General features: G+C 64.6%; 5 protein-coding genes. 2 read left to right on the forward strand and 3 right to left on the reverse strand.

Translation table 11 applies throughout. The features are described 5' to 3' along the window. Positions 1 to 141: 141 nt before the first annotated feature. Positions 142 to 378, reverse strand: a complete 237-nt coding sequence (locus IN820_RS19930) for a DUF2789 domain-containing protein (RefSeq protein WP_193682632.1) — start codon at positions 376 to 378, stop codon at positions 142 to 144. Between the two features lie 129 nt (positions 379 to 507). Here IN820_RS19930 and IN820_RS19935 point away from each other — a divergent pair, with 129 nt between their 5' ends. Further along, positions 508 to 1,443 (forward strand): 2-hydroxyacid dehydrogenase, encoded by a 936-nt coding sequence (locus IN820_RS19935; RefSeq protein ID WP_193682633.1) that lies wholly within the window; start codon positions 508 to 510, stop codon positions 1,441 to 1,443. A gap of 4 nt (positions 1,444 to 1,447) precedes the next feature. On the opposite strand, the gene IN820_RS19940 is transcribed toward IN820_RS19935, so the two are convergent. Then, positions 1,448 to 2,656, reverse strand: coding sequence for an ammonium transporter (locus tag IN820_RS19940; RefSeq protein ID WP_193682634.1), 1,209 nt, complete (start codon positions 2,654 to 2,656; stop codon positions 1,448 to 1,450). Positions 2,657 to 3,165: 509 nt separating this feature from the next. Continuing rightward, positions 3,166 to 4,662, reverse strand: a complete 1,497-nt coding sequence (dgt, locus tag IN820_RS19945) for a dGTPase (protein ID WP_193682635.1) — start codon at positions 4,660 to 4,662, stop codon at positions 3,166 to 3,168. Between the two features lie 107 nt (positions 4,663 to 4,769). Here dgt and IN820_RS19950 point away from each other — a divergent pair, with 107 nt between their 5' ends. Beyond that, positions 4,770 to 4,967: a hypothetical protein gene (locus IN820_RS19950; protein WP_193682636.1), complete on the forward strand. Its 198-nt coding sequence runs from the start codon at positions 4,770 to 4,772 to the stop codon at positions 4,965 to 4,967. The last annotated feature ends 59 nt before the right edge of the window (positions 4,968 to 5,026 follow it).

A 5,026-nucleotide genomic window follows, 5' to 3' on the forward strand; every position in this document is an offset into this window, starting at 1 on the left:
CAAGGCTTCGCCGTTGCCCACCCTGCGAACTGGCGAAATCTCTAAAATTTATCCAATAAAAACAAATGGTTATTTTAGGTTTGATGAGAGCCGGCTTGCTGGCGATCATCGACGCTACGGCGGCCGTCCGCTGGGCACAGCCTACCGCTCGTGCAGCCGCACGTTGAGTTCGTCGACGATCGGCGCCCACTCCGCATCCTCTATCCATTCGTCCCGCAGCAGCGCCCGCTGCGACTCGTTCCAGAACGGCGCATCGGCCAGCCTGACGCCTTCCGGCAACGGCGAATGCGTGGCGATAAAGGCATCGATACTGGCCGGGTCGGACGCCAGGCCGAGCTGATCGAACAGGGTGCCCAGGTCTTTGTTGGGTAGTTCCATGGTGTCCTCCATGCGCTTGAGACAAGGCTGAAAGCACGTGCTGCACGTGTTCCAATGCATGAACATTCAGAGGCCGCGCGGCTGACTACAGTTCCGCGGCAACGACGCGAACGGAGGAACGACGAACCCATGGACATACTGCTCTGCGGCAGCTTCGACGATGACGAGAGGGACGCCTGGCGCGCGGCACTGCAGGAGGCCTTTCCCGATGCCCGCTGGCATCTGAGCGCCACGCCGGAGATCGCCGCGCGGATCGACGCAGCCGTGGTGGCCAATCCCCTGCCCGGCTCGCTGCAGGGCCTGACGAACCTGCGCCTGATCCAGTCACTGTGGGCCGGCGTGGACCGCCTGCTGGCCGATCCGAGCCTGCCTGCCGATGTGCCGGTCACGCGCATGGTCGATCCGGCGATGAACGCCGCCATGGCCGAAACCGCGCTCTGGGCGACTCTTTCGCTGCACCGCGACTTCTTCGCTTACGCACGCCAGCAGCACACGGGCACCTGGCGCCCGCTGGCGCAACGACGCGCCGACGAGATCCAGGTGACGCTGCTGGGCATGGGCCAGATGGGGCGCGCCTGCGCCGGGCGCCTGCTCGCCCTGGGCTATCGCGTGGAGGGTTGGAACCTGCATGGCGGCAGCGTCGAAGGCATGCCTTTGCACAGCGGCATGGCGGCGTTGTGGGCGCTGCTGGGGCGCAGCGATATCGTGATCAACCTGCTGCCACTGACGGTGCAGACCACCGACCTGCTGAATCAGCGCTTCTTCGATGCCCTGCGTCCCGGCGCCGGGCTGGTCAACCTGGCGCGCGGCGCGCACGTCGTGGAAGCGGACCTGCTGCGGGCGCTGGACAACGGCCAGGTCGGCCAGGCCGTGCTCGACGTGTTCCGCAGCGAACCCTTGCCGGCGGATCACCCGTTCTGGCATCACCCGAAGGTGATGCTGCTGCCGCACGTAGCCGCCGCGACCGACCTGCGCAGCGCCGCGCGGATCGTCGCGCAGAACCTGCAGGCATTGCGCGACGACCGCCCGCTGGCGCACCGGGTGCAGCGCACGCGGGGCTATTGAGCGCTCAGTCGTGGCTGAGCGCGCCGATCCGGTGAATCGAGAGGTCGGCGCCGTTGTATTCGTCTTCCTGGCTCAGCCGGATACCCAACGAAACCTTGAGCAGCCCGTAGACCAGGAAGCCACCGACGAGCGCCACCAGCGTGCCCAGTGCGCTGCCGACCAGTTGGCTGGCCAGGCTGATGCCGCCGAGTCCGCCCAGCGCCTGTTGCCCGAAGATGCCGCAGGCAATACCGCCCCAGATGCCGCAAAGACCGTGCAGCGGCCAAACACCCAACACGTCGTCGATCTTCCAGCGGTTCTGCGTCGCGGTAAAGGCCCAGACGAACAGCGCCCCGGCCAGCGCACCGGTGACCAGCGCACCCACGGGATGCATCAGGTCGGAACCGGCGCAAATCGCCACCAGCCCGGCCAGCGGGCCGTTGTGCAGAAACCCCGGGTCGTTGCGCCCGACCAGCCAGGCCGCGGCGGTACCGCCCACCATCGCCATCAACGAATTGACCGCCACCAGGCCGCTGATGCCTTCGATGGTCTGGGCGCTCATCACGTTGAAGCCGAACCAGCCGACGATGAGAATCCACGAGCCCAGCGCCAGGAACGGAATGTTCGACGGCGCGAACGCCACCAGGCGGCCATCGCGATAACGGCCGTTGCGCCGGCCGAGCAGGATCACCGCCCCGAAAGCCAGCCAGCCGCCCATGCCATGCACCACGACGGAGCCGGCGAAATCATGGAAGCCTGCACCGAAACGGTGCTCCAGCCAGCCCTGAAGGCCGAAATTGCCGTTCCAGATGATCCCTTCGAAGAACGGATAGACGAAGGCGACGATCAGCAGGGTCGCGCACAGTTGCGGGCCAAAGCGTGCGCGTTCGGCGATGCCGCCCGAGATGATCGCCGGGATCGCCGCGGCGAAGGTGAGCAGGAAGAAGAACTTCACCAGACCGTAGCCATGATCGGCCACCAGTTGCTCGGCCGGCTGCATGAAGGTCACGCCGTAGGCGATCCAGTAGCCGATGAAGAAATAGGCCAGCGCGGATACGGCGAAATCCATGATGATCTTCGATAACGCATTGACCTGATTCTTCAGCCGCACGGTGCCGACTTCGAGAAAGGCGAAGCCGGCGTGCATCGCCAGCACCATGACGGCGCCCATCAGGATGAAGAGCGTATTCGAGCCGTGGATCAGGGTTTCCACAGCGCTGTCGAGGTTTTCCATTCGATTGCTACAGCCTCACCGGGTAGAACGCACCAAAACGGAAAGAGGCCTCCGCATGACGCACTGAAATGCATCATTCAGGCACAGCCACTCACCGTCACCTGCAGCCGCGAAGCCGGAGCATTGACGCACCAATTGCGTCAATAACCTTATTTTTCAATAAGTTATAGAAATATCCGGACTTCGTGCGTGCGCCATTCGAGGGCTTTCACGCCAACTGCTGCACCAGCGCATAGCAATGTGCGTACCAAGCGAAGCGACCGGATGCGCGATCGAGGCGCGCGGAGCGCTTCCCCGACACGGTCCCGACGCAGGATGCGCTATGCGCACCTTACGAAAAGGCTATGTCCCCCGTTACGGGTTGCAGGAGTTGCACACCGGTAGGTTGGCGCTGAGCGCAGCGAAGCCCAACAGTCATTGCCATGATGCGTTGGGCTTCATCGCTGCAACCTGCTTATTTATCGCCTACTCAACATACGAAAGCCGTACCCCTCGCGCGAACCGTGCGGCTACAGCGCCGACAACGCGCGGTACTCGTCCTGGGCGAGCTGATCGGTCATGCCGCTGACGAAGTCCTGCAGCATGCGATTGCGGCAGTAGAACTCCCACAACGGCCGATCCGCCGAGGTTTGCGGATGATCCTTGAGCGCTTCGTGATAGGCCTTGACCAGTTGGTTGGGCAAACGCCGCGCCAGCATCTGCAGGTGCGGCTCCTGGCGGCAGTTGCCCACGGTGAGTTCATGGAAGATCGCCGGCGAAACGCGCAACAGCGGGGCGTAGTGATCCAGCAACCCCTGGAGAATGCGATGGCCCTGCAGCTGCAGGGTTTCCACCTCGCGGTGGCAGAACACCCGGTCCATCGCCACGTCCTTGAAGGTCTGCACGATGGCGTTGGGCAGGCTGTCGTCCTCCAGCAGCGCGCGATCGAGCGTGCCGTGGTAGACCGCCTCGATGTTGTCGATGAATTGCCGCGCGGCATGCTGCACCAGCGGATGGATCATGTTCACCCGCAGCCAGATGAAGAACTCGCCGACCTTGTTGATCGGCTCCTTCCCGGCACGTTCCAGCGCATAGTTGACCATGCTGCGGAAGCTGCGCTCGGGGCCGGGAATCGGCGCGTCGGGCGAGCCGTGCTCGGCAAACTTGGCCAGCAGCAGCTGCGCCAGCTGTTCGATGCTGAAGATGCCCTTCTCCACCGCATCCTCGATATCCGCCAGGCAGTAGGCGATATCGTCGGCCGCCTCCATCACATAGGCGAGCGGGTGGCGCGTGCCCGGCGGCAGGTCGAGTGCCGCCTGCAAGTCGCGAATGAAAGGCTCCTCGGAAAGGTAGAACCCCGGCTTCTTCTGCAGGTAGGCGCCCGGGCTGCCCTTCCGCGGCTTCGGCGCATAGGCCGGGCGCACGTACTTGAGCAGCCCGGCGGTCTGCGTGTAGGTCAGGTTCAAGCGCTGCAACGAAACCACCAGGCGGATCGCCTGGGCGTTGCCCTCGAACTGCTTGAGGTCGACGAGCATTCGCGCGCGCAATTCGCCATCGCCCTGCCCCGGCGGCACGGCGGCGGCGAACAGCTCGTCCAGATGGCGCGCGAACCAGGCGCCGATGGCGTATTCACCGAAATGCCCGAACGGCGGATTGCCGATGTCGTGCATCAGGCAGGCCATTTCCACCAGGCTTTCCAGGGCGCCTTCCAGGCCATCCAGGCCGTAGTCGGCCGCCCTGGCGCCGAGCTGCTTGTAGAGCGTGCGCACGATGAAGCGGCCGGTCTGCTGCACTTCCAGCGAGTGGGTCAGGCGGCTGCGCACCGCAGCGTTGCGCTCGAGCGGGAAGACCTGGGTCTTCTGCTGCAGGCGGCGCACGGCAGCCGAGTTGATGATCCGCCCGCGGTCGCTCTCCAGTTGATCGATCACCGCGCCCAGATCGCCGTCGCTGGCCTTGAGGCCCGCTTCCACCTTGCCATAGGGGCGCTGACGGGAGATCTTGTCCTTGAAGTTCACACGCACCGGCATGGGGTCGTCTCGCTGAGCGGATGGACCGCCGAGACTAACGCGAGCGCCAGGCTTTACCAAGACCTGCCCCCTGCTATCCAGACGCCCGCACCAGACAGGAGATGGCCATGAGCCGAGCAGATTTCCATGCGCGCAACGCCGCCCGCGCCATCGCCGAAGCGCAACGGCTGCTGGCCCGACGCGACGCGCTGGGTCCACGCTGGCTCCCCTGGGTAGCCACCGAGCTGTATCAGCTCGCCCCGCCGGAATACACCGCCATGGTCCGTCGCGAGCTGGAACGGTTGAACGAAGAACCGCGAGGTTGAGCGACGATAGCAACGGACATTTCTTGACCCAGTGCATGCTCTGGGACCGCCGCCGTTGA

Origin of the sequence: Pseudomonas lopnurensis, from assembly GCF_015070855.1 — a bacterium.
GTDB lineage: Bacteria > Pseudomonadota > Gammaproteobacteria > Pseudomonadales > Pseudomonadaceae > Stutzerimonas > Stutzerimonas lopnurensis.

Bases quoted from the DNA above. Each gene is read 5' to 3' on its own strand.
- dgt (WP_193682635.1), bottom strand. From the start codon at position 4,662: ATGCCGGTGCGTGTGAACTTCAAGGACAAGATCTCCCGTCAGCGCCCC.
- IN820_RS19930 (WP_193682632.1), bottom strand. From the start codon at position 378: ATGGAACTACCCAACAAAGACCTGGGCACCCTGTTCGATCAGCTCGGC.
- IN820_RS19950 (WP_193682636.1), top strand. From the start codon at position 4,770: ATGAGCCGAGCAGATTTCCATGCGCGCAACGCCGCCCGCGCCATCGCC.
- IN820_RS19940 (WP_193682634.1), bottom strand. From the start codon at position 2,656: ATGGAAAACCTCGACAGCGCTGTGGAAACCCTGATCCACGGCTCGAAT.
- IN820_RS19935 (WP_193682633.1), top strand. From the start codon at position 508: ATGGACATACTGCTCTGCGGCAGCTTCGACGATGACGAGAGGGACGCC.